The sequence below is a fragment of the Nitrospirota bacterium genome (genome assembly GCA_023229435.1).
GTDB lineage: Bacteria > Nitrospirota > UBA9217 > UBA9217 > UBA9217 > JALNZF01.
Map to the genome: position 1 here is coordinate 89,285 of JALNZF010000003.1, position 19,442 is coordinate 108,726.

A 19,442-nucleotide genomic window follows, 5' to 3' on the forward strand; every position below is an offset into this window, starting at 1 on the left:
GAGTCAGAAACCAGAATTCAGTACTTCAGCTTCGCTTTTTCCTGGTTGGCCACCACCACGATTGCCATGGTATCGGGATGGAGGTACTTCACCGCTACCCTCTGGATATCTTCCCGGGTGACCGAGTTTATCAGGCCGGGATATTTTTGCGGATAATCGAGGCCGAGCCCGTATATCTCGACGGCAGTAAGAATGCCGGCGATCTTGGAATAGGTGTCCATCTTGAGCGGGAAACTGCCGGTAAGGTACGCCTTCGCGTCAGCAAGTTCGTTCCCGGAAACAAGCTCCTTTTGTATCCTGCGGATCTCCTTGAACGTCTCATCGATCACCGCATTCGCCGACTCGTTCTTCGTCTGGATGGACACAGAGAACGCCCCCGGATCCTTGCGGGCGGAAAAACCGCTGTGAACATCATATGCCAGTCCCTTGTTGTCCCGGATATTGTCCATGAGACGCGAGGAGAACCCCCCGCCACCCAGGATATAGTTCATGATCAGCACGGCATAGTAATCAGGATTCTCCCTGCTGATGCCGATGTGCCCCATCGCAATATTTGCCTGCGTAATGTTCTTCTCGATCTTCTGTACGATCGCCTTATCCCCGGCCGGCAGCTGCGCAGGAGCCTGCAGGGGCTGTTCCTTTTTCTTCCAGGACTTGAAATGCTCGTCCAACTGCTGTTTGATCTCCTGCTCGCTTACGTCCCCGACCACAGCGATGATCGTATTGTTCGGGCTGTACCGTGCTGCATGGAAATCAATGACCTGCCGGCGCACCAGCTTCGGCAGATAGGCTGCCACGTCATCGTTGGTTTTGCCGTAGGGATGATCTCCAAAGACCATTTTAGCAAATGCCTCTCCCGCAATACTGTCCGGTTCTTCCTTCTGCCGCTGGATTTCTGCCAGGGTCTCCTTGATCTTGCGGTCGATCTCCTTCTGGTCAAAGACCGGGTTCAGAAGAACATCGGAGAGCAGATCAAGTCCCGTGCGAAGGTCCTTTTTAAGCATCCGGAGGCTTGCTGATGCGAAGTCGTCTCCGCCCGAGACCGAAAGAGAGCCTCCCACGAAATCGATCTCGCGGCTGATCTGGCTCGCCGTACGCCTTGCCGTCCCCTGCATGAGGAGCGATGCCGTGATCGATGCCAGTCCTGGTTTGTCAGCCGGCTCAACCATGCTCCCCGCCTTGATCGCCATGTTCATCGTGACCATGGGGATGTCATGCTTTTCAGACAGGAGAAGGATCATGCCATTGTCGAGCACGAAGCGCTTGCCGATCGGCTCGGCGGCGGCCGGTTCGATAATCAGCAACGACAATACCGCTATCATCAGGATTACGTCATATGTTCTTTTAACATTCCGCATTCCACACTCCGCATTCCGCATTATTCTTTCACCGGCACCAAAATTCCCACAGTCCTATTGTCCTCAAAGAAATACTCCTTTGCCACCCGCATCACGTCATCCCTGGTTACCGCGCGGATGCGGTCTATGTATTTCTCCAGCAGTTTCCAGTCCGCAACGGTCTCAAACTGGCCCAGAAGCATTGCCTGGTAGAAGATCGAGTCCTGACTCATGATGAAGCTCGCTTCGATCTGGTTCTTGGCCTTCTGAAGCTCTTCATCCGCGATTGGTTCGTTTTTCAACTTGTCGAGCTCCAGATACAACGCCTTCTCCACTTCCTCGATGGTCTTGCCGGGCATCACGCCGGCATAGACCGTGAACAGGTTCGGGTCCGCGGAGATATTGTCATAATCGCCGCCCGCGTACAGCGCAAGCTGTTTTTCATATACCAGCGATTTGTAGAGCCGCGAACTTTTGCCCGAAGAAAGGACGCCCTGCAGGACCTCGAGCGCATAGGAGTCGGCATGTTTCAGGGTCGGCACATTGTAGCCGGCAAAGACCGCGGGCAGCTCGGCCTGCTTCTTTACGATAACTCTCCGTTCGCCAAGATGCTTCGGTTCAACGGCACTCACGAGGGGCACCGCCAAACCCCGGGGTATGGTCCCGAAGTATTTCTCGATCCGGGGAAGCAGCGTCTTTGCATCAAAATCTCCCGCCACGACGATCGTTGCATTGTTCGGCGCATAGTAGGTGCGGTAGTGTTTATTCAGGTCATCCCGGGTAATACTGCTGATATCCGCCATCCAGCCGATCACCGGCCACTGGTACGGGTGTGCGCTGAACGCCACCGACATCATCTGTTCCACCATCGTGTTGACCGGGTCGTCCTCGTAGCGCATGCGGCGCTCTTCCTTCACCACGTCGCGCTCCGACAAAAATTCCCTGGGTTCGATAAGCAGGTTCTGCATACGGTCGGATTCGAGGTCGAGGGAAATACCCAGTCGGTCCGAGGCAAAATTCTCAAAATAGGCAGTATAATCCTTTGACGTAAAGGCGTTGTCGTTCCCGCCGTTCCGCTGCACGGTTTGCGAGAAGGTCTTCGGTCCGTTCTTTTTCGTGCCTTTGAACATCATATGCTCGAGCAGGTGCGACATACCGGTGATGCCGAGTCGTTCATTCCGCGAGCCGACCTTGTACCAGATCTGGAACGTGACCACCGGCGCCTTGTGTTCTTCCTTGAGCAGCACCTTGAGCCCGTTCGGCAGGACCTTCTCAATGACCTTGAGGTCCTGAGCAAAACTCACGCCCGCCGCAAATAAAACAACCAGGACAACCAGAAATATTCTCAATAGATATCTCATAACACAGCCTCCTGCTGCAACCAATAAACCTGTCATCCCCGAAAGCCTTTATCGGGGATCTGGTGTAAAATAAAAATCTGGATTCCCGATAGGAACGTTCGGGAATGACGAACAAGTGTTGCTGCAGTACTCCAAACTCCGAACTCCGAACTGAATCACACCCCCGTATGCCCGAACCCCCCGGCGCCGCGTGTAGTCCCGGCCAGAGCGTCCACCGTGACAAACTTCGCCTTCTCGTGCCGGGCGAAAACCAGCTGCGCGATCCGGTCGCCACGATTGATCGTAAACGGCTTATCACTGAAATTGAACAGAATGATCCCGATCTCGCCGCGATAGTCCGCATCGATCGTTCCGGGCGCGTTCAGCATGCCGATACCATGCTTGAGCGAAAGCCCGCTGCGGGGCCGCACCTGACCCTCATGTCCCTCGGGAATGGCGACAGCGATCCCCGTGGGAATAAGCTTCCACGTTCCGGCATCGAGAATGGCCTCACTTTCCACCGCTGCGTAGAGATCGACGCCCGCGGAATGTTCGGTCTGATAGTGAGGGACCGGAAGACCTTTGGCGTTGTTGAGTTGTGTTATGTGAACGATAAGATGATCGGACATAGTAAATATAATAGTGCGGCCTCAAATCCGTAAAGCATAAAGTCTGTCATCCCCGAATGCCTTTATCGGGGATCTGGTGTTGAAAGGAAAACCGGATTCCCGATAGGAACGTTCGGGAATGACGGCTTAGTGGGGATGTCGCGAGACAAAGCGTCTCTGCTCTATGCGGAACTAAATCTCCAACACCCCATCCGGCACATCGGATTTGTTCAGCGGACCGAGGATGGTGAGTGATATGTTCTCCCGGGTAAAGAGCTGCCCGGCCACATGTTTCACCTGCTCGGCGGTCACCTTCTCCACGCCCTTGATGATATCGTCCATGGACAGGTACTTGCCGAAGTAGATCTCCTGCCGCGCGAGCCTGCTCATGTGGCTGGTGCTGCTTTCGAGCGACAGGACCAGGCTTCCCTTGATCTGGTTCCTCACCCTTGTTTCTTCGGCGGGTGTGATCCCCTCATCTTTGATCTTCCCGAACTCCCTGGTCACGAGACGGACCACTTCAAGTGCGTTCAAGGGGTCCGCTCCGGCATAGACCGTCAGGAGCCCGGTATCCCGGTACGAGGTCACGTAGGAATAGATGGAGTACGCAAGGGCGTTCTGCTCACGGATCTCCTGGAACAGACGCGAGCTCATGCTGTTTCCGAGCACCGTATTGAGCGCCGAGATCACAAAGCGGTCTTCGTGCGTATACTGCATTCCCTTGCATCCAACACAGATCTGCACCTGTTCGAGCTGCTTTTTCTTCACCGCTATGGCCTGGTTAAATACAGGGGTGATCTCTTTTTTTGTCTCTCCGCCTCTCGCAAGTTTCCCAAAGCTCTCGTTCAAAAGCTCGATCAGCCGTGCATGCTCGAAATTACCGGCCACGGAAATGACGATCTCCTTCGGGCTGTAATAATTATCAACATAGGAAACAATGTCCTTATGCTTAAGCGCCTTGATGGTGTCCCTGGTCCCCAGGATGGGACGGCCAAGCGAGTTGCCTGCCCAGACCGTGTTGGTAAAAAGCTCGTGGATGTAGTCGTCGGGTGTGTCCTCCACACTCTTGATCTCCTCGAGAATGACCTTGCGCTCCTTTTCCATCTCCTGGGGATCGAATTTGGAGCGTAAGAGGATGTCCGACAGGATATCGATGGCAACCGGCAGATGTTCGTCCACGACCTTGGCGTAGTAGGTGGTCGTTTCCTGCGACGTGAAGGCGTTCATCTCTCCGCCGATGGAATCCATCTCGATCGCGATGTCCTTGGCGCTCCTCTTCTCCGTGCCTTTAAAGAAGAGGTGCTCGATGAAATGAGATATGCCGCCGATCTCCTCCGGCTCGTGGCGTGATCCCACCTTTACCCATACGCCGATGGATATGGAGCGTGACTTGGGAAGGGTTTCGGACACGACCCGTATCCCGTTCGTAAGGGTGTCTTTTCTGTACATAACGTTAGCACCAAATAGCAAGCATCACCCTGCACTCGCGGCAAGCGCTCGTTACCGCTGGGTGCAGGCAAATCCCAAATAAATTACAAGCACCAAAAACCAATCTCCAAACGATTGATGTTTGAATTTTGGAATTTGGTGCTTATTTGAAATTTGGAATTTGAGTTTTGAAATTTATCCTTATTTCTCTTTCTGGTTCTGTGCGTGCTGAGCGGCCCGCTCCTGGGTGATCTTCTGCGCAAGGTGGCTCGGGACGTCCTCGTAGCCGAAAAACTCCATGGTATACATGCCCCTGCCGCTCGTGAGGGAGTTGAGGGTGGGGGCATAGGTGAGCATCTCGGACATGGGCACGAGCGCCTTGATCGACTGGCCGCCCGACTGGGGAGTAACGCCCTGCACCTTGCCGCGCCGCGAGTTCAGGTCCCCGATCACGGCCCCGAGCGTATCATCGGAAGCAATGACCTCCACGCTCATAATCGGTTCGAGCAGCACCGGCTTGGCCCCCTCCATGGCCTTCTTGAAGCCCATGGACGCCGCGACCTTGAATGCCATTTCAGACGAGTCAACGGCATGATACGAGCCGTCGAAAAGCGTGACGCGGACGTCCACCATGGGATACCCCGCGAGAACACCCTCGTGCATGGCCTCGATCACGCCTTTTTCCACGGCCGGGATGTACTGCCGCGGGACCACGCCGCCCACGATCTTGTCCACGAACTCAAAACCGCTGTCGCGAGGGAGCGGTTCGATCTCGAGCCACGCGTCCCCGTACTGACCATGGCCGCCGGACTGTTTTTTATACTTGCCCTGCGCCTTGGACTTCGCCCGGATGGTCTCCTTGTACGGCACCTTGGGCGTCTTCATCGTCACCTCGGCGCCGAACTTCCGTTTCAGTTTCTCAAGCGTCACTTCAAGGTGGACCTGCCCCATGCCGGAGAGCACCATTTCCTTGGTCTGATCGTCATAGGCGAACTTGAGCGTGGGGTCCTCTTCAAGCAGCTTGTGGACGCCGATGCTCACCTTGTCCTCGTCCCCGCGGGACTTCGGCACAATAGCGTACGACATGACCGGGTCGGCGAACTTCGCGAAGGGCATCACGATCGGATTGCTCTCGGAGCACAGCGTGTCGCCGGTGAGCGTCTCTTTCATCTTCGCAATGGCGCCGATCTGCCCGGCCGTGAGCACCTGGACGGTTACCTGCTTTTTACCCTGGACATGGAACAGGGTCCCGACCTTTTCTTTCAGCTGTTTCGAGGAATTGTACACGCTCGAATCCGCCTTGAGCGTTCCCGAGTAGACACGGACCAGGGAAAGCTTGCCGGCAAAGGGATCGTTGATGGTTTTGAACACCAGTGCGGCCAGGGGTTCATCCGGGAACGGCTTGCGCACTGTTTCATTGCCTGTCTTGGGATCGACGCCTTTGATCTGCACGGCGTTGGCATGCTCCACCGGCGACGGGAGGCACATGAGTATCATGTCAAAAAGCGGCTGGGTCCCCATGTTCTTGACCGGCGAACCGCAAAGCACCGGCAGGAGACCGCCTCCGATGGTGCCATGCTTGAGGCCGGCGATGATGTCATCCCGGGACAGATCCCCCTTGTCCAGATACTTCTCAAGAAGGCTGTCCTCGGTCTCGGCGATCTGCTCCACCATTTTTTTCCGGTAGGCTGCCGCATCTTCCTTCATGTCCGCGGGAATGTCTTTTTCCTCGATTTTTCCGCTTCCATCCCCGGCGAACAGCAGCGCCTTCATTTTAATAAGATCCACAACGCCGCTGAATTTCTCCTCAAGACCGATCGGCAGCTGGAGCACGAGGGAGTTCTTGCAGAAATACTTTTCCATGTCGCCCACGGCGCGGAAGAAGTCCGCCCGCTCCTTGTCGAGCTTGCTGACATACGCTATGCGCGGGATCTCGTAATCGCAGGCGAACTTGTAGATCTTTTCGGTTTCGGCTTTTACGCCTGAGATGGCTGAAATAATGAGGACGGCGCCGTCGACGGCGCGAAGGGTGCCTCTCGCTTCTTCAAGAAAATTGATGTATCCGGGGGTGTCGATGATATTGATGCGAACGCCTTTCCAGTCTGCAAATCCAAGGGAGGAGGTTATGCTTATCTTCCGGGCCATCTCCTCCGGTTCGTGCATGAATACGGAGTTCCCCGCGTCCACGCTTCCCATGAGGTCAACAGCGCCGGCAGTGAACAACAGCGCATCGGCAAGCGAGCTTTTACCGGCTGCTCCGTGAGACAGGATCGCGATATTGCGGACTTCCTTGACGTCAACATTCGGCATAGCCAACTCCTCCCGTGAACAAGAATTTTATCGCTTACACCCCTACGATCGGCAAACGGTGGTCGATCACTACCATATGTCGGACTTTATTTTTCCTGCCTGCTTGATCAGGACATCAACAACCGCTTCATTGAATAGGTTTGAGTCCTTGCGGATCTCCGCGTCCACCATGCTTTCGTAATATTTCTTTCCTTCCGCAAGTTCATCGGTCAGGATTTCAAACAGGCTGTCCTTTTCGATGCCCTCCTTGACCTTTGCCTGGTTGTACAGCAGGATGTCGGAAAGGATGGTCCGCGCCAGCCTCTTGGCTTCGTCAGGTTTTGTAATCAATCTCATGCTGAACACCCCTCGTACGGCCAGGTTACCATGACCAGATTCCAAATATCAGATGCTCTCTAAACAGGCACATCCCAAATAAAATGTAAATACAATAATTTCAATTTCCGCAACGATTGAAGCCTGGTCCCTGGTGCTTTGGAATTTATTTTCCATTTGTTTCTTGTGATTTGGCGCTGTTTGTCCGGTTATGTTAGTCCAGTATCTCGACGATTATCGGTTTATACTGCTGTGTTTTTTCAACTTTTTTATTATACATCCTGATAAAGAGAAAAGATACCACCATGCTCAGCATCCCTGCGATGAATGCCCAGAGATCGGAAGAAGATTCCGTCCCATACCACAGACCCAGGTTCTTGCCGAGAATGGCCGCCGCGACGAAGACCGTCATCGGGATGCCGTAGAGAATGATGGACGCCTTCAGATATACCTGCGGGGCAAGCACCACCTTCACCTTCTGCCCCTTTTTTGCCCCGAGCGGGTTCGACGCTTCCATGTACTCCTGCTCCCCGGGATGGCATACCCCGGATGCGGAACATTTCTCGCACGCGCTCTTAGCCACAATGGACACCCTGGCGATGTCGCCTATCACTTCAGCCACGATGCCTTCTTCTTCTATCACGATGCAACCTCAAAATACTCTTACCACTAAGGCACCAAGACACTAAGTAAAAAAATCCGTTCTTTTATTTCTTCGTGCCTTCGTGTCTTTGTGGTAAACCGTTTTTATGTTAGCTTTTTTTCTTCGATCTTAACAGCTTATACTCGATGCTGTCCACCAGCGCCTGCCAGCTGGCTTCGATCACGTTCTCGGACACACCCACCGTGCCCCACTTGTTCTTGCCGTCGCCGGACTCGATCAGCACCCGCACCCGCGCGGCCGTGCCCTCCGCCGCGGTCAGAACACGCACTTTATAATCGAGGAGCCGGACATTCTCCAGGCCCTTGCCCGGGAAGTACTTGGGCAGGACCTTGCGAAGCGCCTTGTCGAGCGCATTCACCGGGCCATTCCCCCATGCGGCTGTGTGCTCCACGTTTCCACCAACTTCGACAGTGACCGTGGCCTCGCTCACCGGATTGGGGTCTACCTTCCGCTTTTCCGTCAGGATACGATAGTCGATACGGTCGAACATGGAGAACACCGACTCGTAGCTGTGACCCGCGCGCAGCATGAGGAGTTCAAGCGACCCTTCCGCTCCTTCGAATTCGTATCCCTCGTTCTCGAGTTCTTTGATCTTCTTGAGAATCACGCCGAGTTCCGGACTTTCCCGGGTGAGCGGGATTCCGAGTTCTGCCGCTTTCTGGAGGATATTGCTCTTCCCCGCCATGTCGGACACCAGAATGCGTCTTCGGTTCCCTACCAATCCCGGCATGACATGTTCATAGGTGAGAGCATTCTTCGACATTGCGTCCACATGGATGCCCGCCTTATGCGCAAAGGCGCTGTCGCCAATGTAGGGTTGCCGCTTGCGATGCTGCATATTGGCGATCTCGTCCACATAGCGGGACACGTCACGGAGCTTCGCCAGATTGGCGTCCGAGACGCAGTCTATCCCCAACTTGAGCTTCAGGGTCGGGATCAGAGAGCAGAGATTGGCATTTCCGCAGCGCTCACCGTAGCCATTGACCGTCCCGTGGACCTGGACCGCTCCCAGTCTGATCGCTGACAGTGAGTTCGCCACTGCGAGCTCCGCATCATTGTGCGCGTGGATCCCGAACGGGATGGCGATCGTTTTTTTCACCCGGCTGATGATCTCCTCGACCTCATGAGGCATGGTGCCGCCGTTTGTATCACACAAGACAAGACAATCCGCGCCCGCGCCCTCCGCGGCAAGAAGCGTCTGAACAGCATAATCGGGATTTGCCTTATACCCGTCGAAAAAATGCTCGGCATCATACACCACCTCATCCATGCGCTTCCTGAGGAATGCTACCGATTCTTCGATCATATCGAGGTTTTCGCCGAGCGTGGTCTTGAGCGCCTTGAGCACATGCAGGTCCCAGGTCTTGCCGAAAATGGTCGCGACCGGCGCGCCGGACGCGACCAGCGCCTTCATGCTCGGGTCGTCGGAGACCTTCATCTTCGCGCGGCGGGTCGACCCGAAAGCCGCAAGCTTCGCCTTCCTGAGCTTGACGCGCCTCATCTCCTTGAAAAAATCGATATCGCGCGGGTTCGAACCCGGCCAGCCGCCCTCGATATAATGGACGCCGAACTGGTCCAGCTTCCGGGCGACACGGACCTTGTCCTCGACCGAGAAGTTCACGTCCTCGGCCTGCGCCCCGTCGCGGAGCGTGGTGTCGTATATGAAGAGAATTGGTTTCATAACGTGCAGTAAATTATCCGTTCTGGCTTTCAAATACGGTAGTACGGAATTCGGAATGCGGAGTGCGGAATGAAAACCCTTGGAACAAGGTTGTTCGTATACTCCGCATTCCGCACTCGCCGCTCCGCACTTCCTACGCCGCCTTATCCATCTCAAAGGTCTCGTGCAGCACCCGAACGGCGAGTTCCGTGTACTTGGCTTCGATCACGATGGAGATCTTGATCTCCGAGGTGCTGATCATCATGATATTGATCCCCTCTTTGGCCATGGAGGAGAACATCTTGGCGGCCACACCCGAGTGGGAACGCATACCCACACCGACGATCGAGATCTTGGAGATATCCTCCTTTACGGTCACCCCCCTGGCGCCGATCTCGGCAACGACCTTCTTCATGAGCTCTGCTATTTTTTTGGAATCGGTCTTCGGTACGGTAAAGGACATGTCCGTGAGCCCGCCCTCGCCGATGTTCTGGATGATCATATCAACGATGATGTTGTTTGTCGATATTTCATTGAATATCTTCGCTGCCACACCGGGTTTGTCCGGTACACCGGTAACCGTCACTTTTACCTGGTTTTTGTCGTATGCCACGCCGGATACCGCCACTCTTTCCATATCAGAATCCTCCTTGGTCACGAGGGTCCCCGGGTTGTCGTTGAAACTCGAGAGCACCCTTAGCGGAACATTATATTTTTTTGCGAACTCGACGGACCGGGTCTGGAGAACCTTGGCCCCGAGACTCGCCAATTCAAGCATCTCCTCATATGAGATCTTGTCCAGTTTCCTGGCCTGGGGAACCATGTTCGGGTCCGTGGTATATACACCGTCAACGTCCGTGTAGATGTCACAGAGGTCCGCCTTGAGCGCGGCGGCGACCGCCACGGCTGAAAGGTCCGACCCGCCGCGACCCAGGGTCGTCACATCGTCCCGTTCGTTGATCCCCTGGAAGCCCGCCACCACCGCGATTTTTCCTTCCTTGAGAGCGTGTTTGATGCGTTCACCGCTGATCTTTTCGATCCTCGCCTTGGTATGGACGCAGTCGGAAATGATCCCCGCCTGCCTGCCGGTAAAGGACTGCGCCTGGTGCCCCAGCGACTGGATCGCCATGGCAAGGAGCGCGATGGTCACGCGCTCGCCCGTGGACACCAGCATGTCCATCTCCCGGGGGTCAGGGTTCTCGCTCACCTGACTGGCCAGGTTGATGAGTTTGTCGGTCTCTCCGCTCATGGCCGACAGGACCACCACCACATCATTGCCTTCTTCCCTGGTCCGAACAACACGCTTTGCCACATTCTTGATCCGTTCGGGGTTCGCCACGGATGTACCGCCGTATTTCTGAACGATAAGCACTTACTTCCCTCCGTTGCAAAGTTAAACTGTTTTAACCACAGAGATCACAGAGAGTAAAAATGAAAATTTTAATGCATGATCTTAAAATACTGCGTGCTTTCCTCTGTGTCCTCTGTGGTAAATTCTTTAACGTTTCAAAAAATAATCCATCAACGTATAACCGTCTTTGAACACCAGCGTATCTTTGCGGTCCGCTATCTTCTCATCGTAGGTAACGGGTCCGCCCTTGCGCTCCGCGGTGTTATCGTAGATCACGAACGGAACGGGATCCGCCGTATGGGTCCTGAGCTCGACCGGCGTGGGGTGGTCCGGAAGCGACAGGATACGGTATTCGTCGAACTGCTTCATGCCATGGATGATGTTGCCGACCACGAATTCATCAAAATCCTCAATGGCCTTGAGCTTGTTCTTAAGATCGCCAGTATGGCCCGCTTCGTCGGGCGCCTCTACGTGGAGGTAAACAATGTCTTTGGTCTTGAGCGCCCAGAGCGCGTGCTCAGCCTTGCCCACGTAGTTCGTGTCGATCCAGCCCGTGGCGCCCGGTACGTTGATGACATCAAATCCGGCATAAATACCGAGGCCCTTCGTAAGGTCGACCGCCGAGATCATGGACCCTTCGAGGCCGTACTTCTCCTTGAAGGTCGGCATGGATGGCCGCTTTCCCTGCCCCCAGAACCAGATGCTGTTCGCCTGCCGTTTCCCGTTCTCCTGGCGCGCCTTGTTCACCGGATGGGCGAGAAGCAGGTCGAGGGACGCATCCATCAGTGCATTGATGGTTTCATCGCCTTCGCCGCTCGGAAGATAGTCCTGGATGTCCTTGTCCAGAATATCGTGGGGCGGAGTACATTCGATCTTTTCTTTCCCGCCCTTCCATACCATGAGATGGCGGTAGCTTACACCGGGATAGAAACGGATAAAGTCACTGCCGAGCTTGCTGTCGATCTCCTCAATGAGCAGCCGTGCCTCCTGCGTTGTGATGTGACCGGCGCTGAAGTCCTCCATGATCGCGCGCCGTCCCTTGCCTGTTGCGGACGACTTGCTGCTGATAATGCGCAAGGTCACGAGATTGCAGCGAAACGCGATATCGTCCGGCGCGAGTTCCACGCCGATACTTGCCGCTTCGAGCGGAGACCGGCCGGTATAATACTTCCGCGGGTCATAGCCCATCACCGAGAGGTTGGCCACGTCACTGCCCGGGTGAAATCCTTCCGGCACCGTGTGCACCATGCCCACCTGTCCGAGTGTCGCGAGCTGGTCGAGGTTCGGCGTCTTCGCCGCCTGCAGGCACGTCCTGCCCCCAAGTTCCGCATTCGGCCTGTCGGCCATTCCATCACCAAGGAGAATAATGTATTTCATAATAGGTGCTTACGCCTATAACATCGACAAAAGATTGTCGATGTTTGGGTTTTTTATGTTTTCATTGAGTTGTAGGGCAACCCTTCAGGGTTGCGGATTTTCGGTATCAGCAAGGCTGAAGCCTTGCCCTACAAAAACGTTAAATTCGAACTGCCCCGAAGGGGCCATGTCTGCCGGGCGAAGTCCCGGCCGACACGTAGGCCTTATAGATCATGGAGCAAGGATCAGAGGTCGGTTTTAAGATTCTTGAGCAGATACCATGACCTTTGCTGCTTGACCCTTGGTCATCTCTTTAAAGGCTTTCAAAATCACCTTCAATGGCTTCAACCTTGACGCCGCGTTCCCTGAGATACGCGATTCCCTGTTCGAGCAGCTTCTCCGTGCCTTCGAACTCCAGCACCACCTCGCCCATCGAGTCCGTGATCCTGGCGTGCCTGATATTCGGCATCACGTTGAACTTCTTTGCCATGGTGAAGATCACAGGCTCCTTGATCAGGTCCTTCGGAAAGGTCAGTTTAACCCTCTTCGTCGCCATAGACCGCTCCTCGCTTCGCGGAATGCTAAAGGCAAAGTGCAAAATGCAAAATTATTGAGCGCACCGTCGTTGACCCTCATTCTGCAATGTGCATTTTGAAATTTGACTTTGTGGTCTTACGATCCTCCCGCGATAGCCGGTACGATCGAGATCGTATCGCCGTCCTTCAGCACGGTCTCTTCCTTGTTGAGAAAACGGATGTCCTCGTCATTCACATAGACGTTGATGAATCTCCGGATCTTGCCGCCTTCCGAAAGCCGCTCCTGCATGCCAGGGTAGTCCCTCTCGAGCGCGTCAACAAGCTCTTTGACATTCTTTACACTGCACTCCACTTCCGCTTTTCCGTCCGTCAGCCTCTGCAGCGGTGTGGGAATCCTCACGGTGATCGCCATATCACTCCTCCTGATTTCATTCTTCTTAATGGTGTCTGTTTCAGCGGTCTTTCAAATTCCCCCGTGACCGATATTCGCCCCCGTCAGGCTATTGAAAAATTCAACAAACACCAAGAATGTCATTCTGAGTCCTTCGCCCGTCATCCTGAGTGAAACGAAGGATCTCGAAGTTACTCAGGATAAACTCCGCGAAGAATCCTGCTTTTCCGGAGACTTGAGATCCTTCACTCCGTTCAGGATGACTGACGGTAGAATGGTATTTTTCAACAGCCTGCTATACAACCGTCACCGTGATCTCTGTTACTTTTCCCTCTTCGATCGAAAAACCCCTTGCGACCGGCTTCGCCCGGTCCATCAGGGTCACAATGACATACACGGCATCGGGATAGTTCGGGAGCTGTGTTCCGGGCCAGTACGCCTGATCCACATCCACGCTCGACGGATAGGCCTGGCTGTGCGGATGGGAATGGAACAGTCCGATCATGTTGAGGCCCGAATCCCTGATGTCCTTCATCACGCGAAACTGCTCTTCCGGGTCCATTTCATAATAGTCCGTGCCCGGCTTCGCGTTCTTCATGCAGTAGGCCTTTTCCACCCTGCCGTCTTTGCCGCCCAGCATCCCGCATGCCTCGTTCGGCACTGCCGCAAGACAGTGGTTGAAAATAGTTTGCAAATCTGATTTTTTAACGATCAATTCCATGCCATTTACCTCAGGAGACGCAAGAAGAATTTTTTCCACTTCCCTGATCTTTGCTATTCATCATTCCGAACTCCGCACTCCGCACTTCCTAATGGCTCATCGAGCAGAACTGCTCATAATCGATCAATTCTTTGATCGTCGGATGCTCACCGCACACGGGACACTCTTTGTTCCGGGGCACTTTCACCGTGCGGAAGCTCATATCAAGCGCATTCCATAAGAGGAGCTTGCCCTTCAACGGCTGCCCGATCCCCAGGATCGCCTTGATCACCTCGGTGGCCTGGAGCGTCCCCACGACGCCGGTGACCACGCCGAGGATGCCCGCCTCCTGGCACGATGGCACCATGCCCGGCGGCGGCGGGACCTCGAACAAACAGCGGTAGCACGGTCCGTCACCGGGGTAGATGCTCATTACCTGGCCTTCGAACCGGAAGACCGCCGCGCTGATCAGCGTTTTCCCCTGCATCACGCAGGCATCGTTCACGAGGTAGCGGGTCGGAAAATTGTCGCTTCCGTCCACCACGATATCATAGTCCTTGATAATGTCCATGATATTCTTAGACGAAAGCCGCTCCTTGTGCGTCACGACCCTGACATCATGGTTCAGCGTCTCGAACGTCTCTTTTGCCGAATCGGCCTTGGACACCCCGATGCGGCTGGTGTTATGCGCGATCTGGCGCTGCAGGTTCGAGAGCTCCACGTGGTCATTGTCGATCACGCCGATGGTGCCGACGCCTGCCGCGGCGAGATAATACCCCACCGGAGAGCCAAGACCGCCGGCGCCCACGAGCACAACTTTGGCCTTCAGTATCTTCTCCTGGCCTTCTCCCCCGACTTCGGGGAGCAGGATATGTCTGCTGTATCGCAGTATCTGGTCTTCAGTAAAATCCATATTGATTCCGTGAGGCGTGTAGCGTAAGGCGAAAAGGAAACTTTCTCTCCCGCTTATCCCCTCACCCCTTCCCCCTTACCCCTTACGGTTTTTTCTTTTCCTTGTCCTTGCGGATAAACACGTGCCACTCTTTTTCCCCGGTCTTGTCGATCCTCAGGACCTTCTGTCCCTCGTTCTCCATGCTCTTGGGCACGTTCTCGATCGCCGGCTGGTGGTCAAAAATAATCTCGAGCACCTCGCCGAGGTTCATCTTCTCGATCGCGAGTTTGGACCGCACAAAGGTGTACGGGCAAACCTGACCCTTGAGGTCGATGGTCTTGTCTATTTTGATGTCGTCAGTCATGAGATCCCCAATACAAGTGCGAAGTGACGATTGCGGATTGCGGAGTAAAAAATCTAACGTCCCCTCACCTTTATCCTCTCCCCGCTGGGGAGAGGGGCGCTCCGCACTCCGAACTCCACACTCCGAACTATCCTTGTTTCCCCTCTTCCACCCTGATCACCATCGTCGGCCCCGCCACGCAGTCCATCTTGTTGATCTCAGCGAGCGCCCTGTTTACGTCTCGCTCAACCGCCTCATGGCTCATCATTACCAGGGGAACGGCCTCGGCAGCGCCACGGCCCTTTTGTATGACCGACGAAATGCTGATATTGTTCTTGCCGAGCACGCCGGAGACCCGCGACAGAACGCCGGGCTTGTCCATGACCGAGAAGCGCAAATAATAGCAGGAGGTGATATCGTCCATCTTGCGAATCCTGAGCTCTGATCGTTCACGGAAGGCCGTGAGCGGCGCCCGGTTCGCGCTGCCCGCGAGAATGTCCCTGCCGATATCGATGATATCCCCCACCACCGCGCTGCCCGTAGGCATGTCGCCCGCGCCGCGCCCATAGAACATCGTGGAACCAACAGCGTCGCCCACGATCGAAAGCGCGTTGAAAACACCATCCACCGCGGCAATGGGGTACTCCCCGGGAAGCATGGTCGGGTGCACCCGCGCCTCTACCTCGCCATTCACCATCTTGGTGATCGCCAGCAGTTTGATCTTGTAACCGAGCTCTTTTGCGAAATCAATATCCACCGGCGTGATCTTCGAGATCCCCTCGGTATAGATATCGTTGAACTTCACCGGCGTGCCGTAGGCAAGCATGGTGAGCACCGCCAGCTTATGAGCCGAATCGATGCCTTCGATATCAAACGTGGGATCAGCCTCGGCATAACCCTTGGCCTGGGCCTCTTTCAGAACCTCATCGAACTTCCTGCCCTCGTTCGTCATGAGCGTCAGGATGTAGTTGCAGGTGCCGTTCACGATGCCGTAGATTGACTTTATATTGTTCGCGGCGAGTCCGTTCCTGATGGCCGCAAGGATCGGGATGCCGCCGGCAACCGAGGCCTCGAACCCGACCGTGACGCCGGCCTTCTCCGCCGCCGCGTAGATCTCCTCGCCGTGCACTGCAAGGAGGGCCTTGTTCGCCGTCACCACATGCTTTTTGTTCCTGAGCGCCTCGAGAATGAATTCCCTGGCGGGCTTGTACCCGCCGATCAGCTCGACCACGATGTCGATGTCAGGATCATTGATCAGCGATTGTGCATCGTTCGTGAGCTTCACGTCGCCCAATGTAATACCCCGGTCGCGTTTGAGATCGAGGTCCGATATCTTTTTCAGGACAACAGGGGCGCCGAGCCTTCGTTTAATAATCTCCGCGTTCTCGATCAGGATGCGCGCCGTACCCGTGCCCACGGTGCCGAAACCGATGATACCTACGTTGATTGATTTCTTGGTCAAGTTCTGATCCCCTTTCCCAGAGATGATAGTGATGAGAGAAACAAAGACTTCATTCTAACCCATTCTTTTTCAAAGAAATTTTTCCAACCCTATTTATTAAAAAAGTGAAACTGATAATAAAACACTATGTACCTTTTGTCAATAAAAAATACTTATAGAACACGGTCAGCAAGGACTTTTGAAGCCGGGACCTCCAAGAAAAAGCTTGATTTATCAGCCCGCCTGTGATAATGTTTCATCTCTAAAAAATTGAGTAAGGTCGATTCCCGGACAGGATTACGAAACGGGATTACTCCTTGCTCCCTGTGCTTCAGCAGGGGGCTATAACCCATGAGGAGGCAAACAACAATGCAGCTGTACGAATCAATATTCATCATCAACGCCAACCAGACCGACGAAGAGATCGCCAACGTGATCAAGAAGATGCAGGACGTGGTCGCGAAACAGGGCGGAGAAATGATCAAGTTTGAGGACTGGGGCAAAAAGAAACTTGCCTACGAGATCAAGAAGCAGAAGCGCGGCCACTATGTGTTCTTCCAGTTCAAGTCGGCGCCCGTCGCGGTAAGCGAACTCGAGCGCACGTTCAAGCTCACCGATTCGGTGATAAAGTTCCTGACGGTAAAGCTCGAAAAGGAATTGCGCACCAGGCCGGCCCCCAAACCGAAAAAGAAGGACCTCGCCAAGGCAGCGGCAGAGGCAGGACGTCCCGCGGCGTAGCCCCGCCCAGGCGGGGTCACAATCGTACGACTCCCCCTCCTGCTCTGGAACAGATACAGGAGGATGGAAAATCGAGGTAATCCATGACAAGCTTTAATAAAGTGATCCTGTTGGGCAATCTCACCCGCGATCCCGAGGTGCGCTACACGCCGAACGGTGCCGCGGTCGCGAGCTTTGCCGTCGCGATCAACCGCAAGTACAAGCAGGGCGAAGAGACCAAGGAAGAGGTCAGCTACTTTGATATCGTGGTCTTCGGCAAACAGGCTGAGAACTGCGGGCAATATCTCAATAAGGGAGACGGGGCACTGATCGAAGGCAGGCTGCAGCAGCGCCGGTGGGAAGACAAAGATTCCGGCCAGAAGCGGAGCAAGATCGAAGTGGCGGCGCAGTCGGTGCACTTCATGCCGAAGCGCTCGGCGTCCGGCCCGGGCGGCGCTCCCAGCCAGTCCGAGCCCGTGTCCGAAACACCCGTGGATGAGGGAGAGATCCCCTTCTAAGGCGGCACGACCTGTTATTAAAAACTATTACACGAGGAGTTCAATACTATGGCAGAGTACCCAGCAAGATCATCAGAACGGTCTTCTGACTCGAGAGGCAGCAGAGGAGACAGCAGAGGCGCCGGCGGACCGAACAAGAGACGCTTTCAGGTCCGGAAAAAGGTGTGCCGGTTCTGCGTTGACAAGACGCCTTTCATAGATTACAAGGACATCAAGACGCTCAGATTCTTCATCACCGAGCGCGGCAAGATCCTTCCCCGCCGCATCTCCGGCAACTGCGCGCGGCATCAGCGCGAGGTCACCGTCGCGGTGCAGCGGTGCAGAAACATCGCACTCCTGCCGTTCTCGGGCGAGAAGTAAGTCGCGCGTCGGCGCATACAGTTTGACACCTTGAACAGGGGAACTCAGGGGTTACTCATCAGTGACCTTGAGTTTCCCTTTTTTTGATAAAATCGAAAAAAGTCCTGTCTCACACAAAGCCACGAAGCCACAAAGAGAAACCTGAATGTTTTCATTATGCCTTTCTTCGTGCCGGCGCCTGTCCTCGACTGCTTTCATCGGGGATGCCTTCGTGTGAAAAATTGGCTTTCTGGAGATCATCATGAACTACCGCGCCATTCTCATCGCCACCGCACAGACCCTCGGGCTTTTTGTTGCTGGGTTCGTCATTCCCCTGCTTGGCCAGATGCTCGCTCTGTTCACGCCCGTGCCGCTTATCCTCGTCTACCTCCGGAATGGCGAGCGGGCAGGATTTATAACGCTTGTCGCGTCAAGCCTCATCATGGCTGTCCTCGGCGGTTGGCAGGCCGCGGCCATTCTCTTTCTCAGTTTCGGTCTGATGGCCATCGGCACGGCGGAAGGCATGCGCAGAAGCCTGAAACCCGAACAAACCTCTCTTCTGGGCGGGCTCCTGCCGATAGCGGTGCTGGCGGGTATCGTCGTCTTCTATCTGGTCCGGGTCGGCAAGAACCCGATCACGGAAGTCGAGGTCTATCTCCGGGAGATCATTACCAGTTCTGCGAAAACCTACACAACCATGGGGCTCACGGAAATGGCGGCCATGGTCTCATCGATCCCGGACAATTTTATCTATTACCTCTCCAGGCTCCTCCCCAGCATCACCATCGCCACCTCGGTGACGCAAGCCGCCTGTTGCTTCGGCATTGCCCGCGCCATCCTCCTGCGAAAACCGGGAACGGAACCGTTGACCGCGCAGCCCTCGCTCGCTCTCTGGCACGCGCCGGACTCGTGGGTATGGGGCCTCATCGCGGCCCTCGCCCTCATCGTGGTCCCCCAGGAGACGGCAAGGCTCATCGGATGGAACCTCGCGATCCTCTTTGCCGTGCTCTATCTCGTACAGGGGATCGCTATCGTGGAACACTATCTCCGAAAAGCGGGCATCAGGGCCTTTGGCCGGGGACTGCTGCTCGCGCTCATTCTGGCCATGCCGTCCATCGTGTTCGTGATCGCCCTCGGCATCGTGGACATCTGGGCGGATTTCCGCAAAGTGCGGGTGCCCGCCGCGATTCCCTAAC

Annotated in this window: 20 protein-coding genes; 4 read left to right on the plus strand and 16 right to left on the minus strand. The window is 55.1% G+C overall.

What is annotated here, in order from left to right:
- Nucleotides 1–17 precede the first annotated feature (17 nt).
- The 16 genes from M0R70_03435 to M0R70_03510 form a co-directional block, all read right to left on the minus strand.
- On the minus strand, nt 18–1,358 hold the full coding sequence (locus tag M0R70_03435) for an insulinase family protein (protein ID MCK9418415.1): 1,341 nt from the start codon (nt 1,356–1,358) through the stop codon (nt 18–20).
- 20 nt (nt 1,359–1,378) lie between these two features.
- Nucleotides 1,379–2,698, minus strand: a complete 1,320-nt coding sequence (locus M0R70_03440) for an insulinase family protein (protein ID MCK9418416.1) — start codon at nt 2,696–2,698, stop codon at nt 1,379–1,381.
- Nucleotides 2,699–2,853: 155 nt separating this feature from the next.
- Nucleotides 2,854–3,306, minus strand: a complete 453-nt coding sequence (gene dut, locus M0R70_03445; protein MCK9418417.1) for a dUTP diphosphatase — start codon at nt 3,304–3,306, stop codon at nt 2,854–2,856.
- Between the two features lie 171 nt (nt 3,307–3,477).
- Nucleotides 3,478–4,734, minus strand: a complete 1,257-nt coding sequence (locus tag M0R70_03450) for an insulinase family protein (protein MCK9418418.1) — start codon at nt 4,732–4,734, stop codon at nt 3,478–3,480.
- Nucleotides 4,735–4,914: 180 nt separating this feature from the next.
- Nucleotides 4,915–7,023 carry an elongation factor G gene (gene fusA, locus M0R70_03455; GenBank protein MCK9418419.1) on the minus strand — a complete coding sequence of 703 codons (2,109 nt, stop codon included), beginning with the start codon at nt 7,021–7,023 and terminating at the stop codon, nt 4,915–4,917.
- A gap of 69 nt (nt 7,024–7,092) precedes the next feature.
- Nucleotides 7,093–7,359 carry a hypothetical protein gene (locus tag M0R70_03460; GenBank protein ID MCK9418420.1) on the minus strand — a complete coding sequence of 89 codons (267 nt, stop codon included), beginning with the start codon at nt 7,357–7,359 and terminating at the stop codon, nt 7,093–7,095.
- Nucleotides 7,360–7,552: 193 nt separating this feature from the next.
- Complete coding sequence (locus M0R70_03465) at nt 7,553–7,981, minus strand: SoxR reducing system RseC family protein (protein ID MCK9418421.1); 429 nt, start codon at nt 7,979–7,981, stop codon at nt 7,553–7,555.
- 109 nt (nt 7,982–8,090) lie between these two features.
- Nucleotides 8,091–9,683 (minus strand): citramalate synthase, encoded by a 1,593-nt coding sequence (gene cimA / locus M0R70_03470; protein ID MCK9418422.1) that lies wholly within the window; start codon nt 9,681–9,683, stop codon nt 8,091–8,093.
- A 133-nt stretch (nt 9,684–9,816) separates the two neighbouring features.
- Entirely contained in the window at nt 9,817–11,034 is a 1,218-nt protein-coding gene (locus M0R70_03475; protein MCK9418423.1) for an aspartate kinase, read from the minus strand.
- Between the two features lie 126 nt (nt 11,035–11,160).
- Nucleotides 11,161–12,390, minus strand: coding sequence for a cofactor-independent phosphoglycerate mutase (locus M0R70_03480; GenBank protein MCK9418424.1), 1,230 nt, complete (start codon nt 12,388–12,390; stop codon nt 11,161–11,163).
- A 292-nt stretch (nt 12,391–12,682) separates the two neighbouring features.
- Nucleotides 12,683–12,925: an NIL domain-containing protein gene (locus M0R70_03485; GenBank protein MCK9418425.1), complete on the minus strand. Its 243-nt coding sequence runs from the start codon at nt 12,923–12,925 to the stop codon at nt 12,683–12,685.
- Nucleotides 12,926–13,041: 116 nt separating this feature from the next.
- Nucleotides 13,042–13,317, minus strand: coding sequence for a MoaD/ThiS family protein (locus tag M0R70_03490; protein MCK9418426.1), 276 nt, complete (start codon nt 13,315–13,317; stop codon nt 13,042–13,044).
- A 274-nt stretch (nt 13,318–13,591) separates the two neighbouring features.
- Nucleotides 13,592–14,017, minus strand: coding sequence for a M67 family metallopeptidase (locus tag M0R70_03495; GenBank protein MCK9418427.1), 426 nt, complete (start codon nt 14,015–14,017; stop codon nt 13,592–13,594).
- Nucleotides 14,018–14,105: 88 nt separating this feature from the next.
- A complete protein-coding gene (gene moeB / locus M0R70_03500; protein ID MCK9418428.1) occupies nt 14,106–14,909 on the minus strand; it encodes a molybdopterin-synthase adenylyltransferase MoeB in 804 nt (267 codons plus the stop codon).
- An 82-nt stretch (nt 14,910–14,991) separates the two neighbouring features.
- Nucleotides 14,992–15,252, minus strand: coding sequence for a sulfurtransferase TusA family protein (locus tag M0R70_03505; protein ID MCK9418429.1), 261 nt, complete (start codon nt 15,250–15,252; stop codon nt 14,992–14,994).
- Between the two features lie 127 nt (nt 15,253–15,379).
- Nucleotides 15,380–16,693 (minus strand): homoserine dehydrogenase, encoded by a 1,314-nt coding sequence (locus M0R70_03510; GenBank protein ID MCK9418430.1) that lies wholly within the window; start codon nt 16,691–16,693, stop codon nt 15,380–15,382.
- Between the two features lie 348 nt (nt 16,694–17,041).
- On the opposite strand from M0R70_03510, the gene rpsF reads away from it, so the two are divergent.
- The 4 genes from rpsF to M0R70_03530 all read left to right on the plus strand — a co-directional run bounded on the left by rpsF (nt 17,042) and on the right by M0R70_03530 (nt 19,441).
- The gene (rpsF, locus tag M0R70_03515) at nt 17,042–17,410 is read left to right on the plus strand and encodes a 30S ribosomal protein S6 (protein MCK9418431.1); all 369 of its coding nucleotides are present in this window, start codon (nt 17,042–17,044) and stop codon (nt 17,408–17,410) included.
- Nucleotides 17,411–17,493: 83 nt separating this feature from the next.
- On the plus strand, nt 17,494–17,907 hold the full coding sequence (gene ssb / locus M0R70_03520; GenBank protein MCK9418432.1) for a single-stranded DNA-binding protein: 414 nt from the start codon (nt 17,494–17,496) through the stop codon (nt 17,905–17,907).
- Between the two features lie 48 nt (nt 17,908–17,955).
- Nucleotides 17,956–18,267, plus strand: coding sequence for a 30S ribosomal protein S18 (gene rpsR, locus M0R70_03525; protein ID MCK9418433.1), 312 nt, complete (start codon nt 17,956–17,958; stop codon nt 18,265–18,267).
- Nucleotides 18,268–18,508: 241 nt separating this feature from the next.
- Entirely contained in the window at nt 18,509–19,441 is a 933-nt protein-coding gene (locus tag M0R70_03530) for a YybS family protein (protein MCK9418434.1), read from the plus strand.
- Nucleotide 19,442: the final 1 nt, after the last annotated feature.